Source organism: Mesorhizobium sp. M0062 (genome assembly GCF_040323125.1).
Taxonomy (GTDB): domain Bacteria; phylum Pseudomonadota; class Alphaproteobacteria; order Rhizobiales; family Rhizobiaceae; genus Mesorhizobium.
In genome coordinates, this window is the sequence record NZ_JAMYUO010000065.1 from 1 (window position 1) to 984 (window position 984).

Consider the following 984-nt stretch of genomic DNA (forward strand, 5'->3'; position numbering starts at 1 on the left):
TAGATGGGTAACACTTTGAACCGGATACATAGGTGACACTTCTCTCCCCCTATGCGTCCGCCGCAGCGCCAAGCGGATTGGTTGGCGCGGCGCTGCGGCGGACAAGCTTCATGTGCCGTGTGTCGATGATGCCGAGCGGGTGGGCATGGAATGAGAGTGTCCATTGTCCGTCTTCGGTCTCCAACGCAGCGACCGGTTCGCCCGCCAGCGCTTGCGAGACATATATGAAGCCGCCATTCCATCGGATCTCGCCATTGTGGCGCACGCGGCGGACCGAGGCCTCGGCCGGATAGACGGGCTCGGGTGGTGTCCTGGGCATGGCGCGCTGTGAGGACCGGTAGTGCTGGGCGGGCGTATCCATGCCCAGCGCCTCATGGGGACGTTCCTCATTGTAGCTGTGGCGGAAGGTCTCGAAGGCCTGGCCCTGTGCCGTTCGGTCGGCTTCCGGTGCCTCGGCCATCGGCAGCATGGTCAGGTGAAAGCGCTCGTGACGTCCGTTCTGCTGTGGCCTGCCGGGTGCGATCCGCTCCAGGGTGATGCCGAGCTTGATGAAGCGCACGACAAGCGGCGTCAGCCCGGTGACGCCGGCCGATGCGAAGGGCGGGCCATTGTCGCTTCTGAAGCGATCCGGCAGGCCATGCTCTTCAAACAGCCGTTCGAACACCGGCCAGGCTTCGCTATCGGCCGTCGACCCCGTCGCTTCGAGCGCCAGAAGATAGCGGCTCGACCCATCCATCACCGTCAAGGGTTCGCAACGCCAGCCGTCGCGGGTCCGGAACCAGCCCTTGTGATCGCCAGTCCACACCGCGTTCGGTTCTTGCGGCTGTGGCCAGGGTCCATTGCCGCAGGCCCGCAGGCGGGGTCGCTTGCGGGCGCGGACAAGCCCATGCCGCGCAAGGATCGCGCCGACCGTCGAGGCTGAAGGCCACATGAACTCGGGAGCCGTGCGCCTGAGCCGTGCCACGATCTTCTTTGGACCCCAGA

Annotated in this window: 1 protein-coding gene; it reads right to left on the reverse strand. The window is 65.4% G+C overall.

The window, feature by feature from the left end:
- Positions 1-49 precede the first annotated feature (49 nt).
- Positions 50-984: integrase core domain-containing protein (locus tag NKJ64_RS30450; protein WP_352463831.1), on the reverse strand; the 935-nt coding region annotated here is incomplete at its 5' end.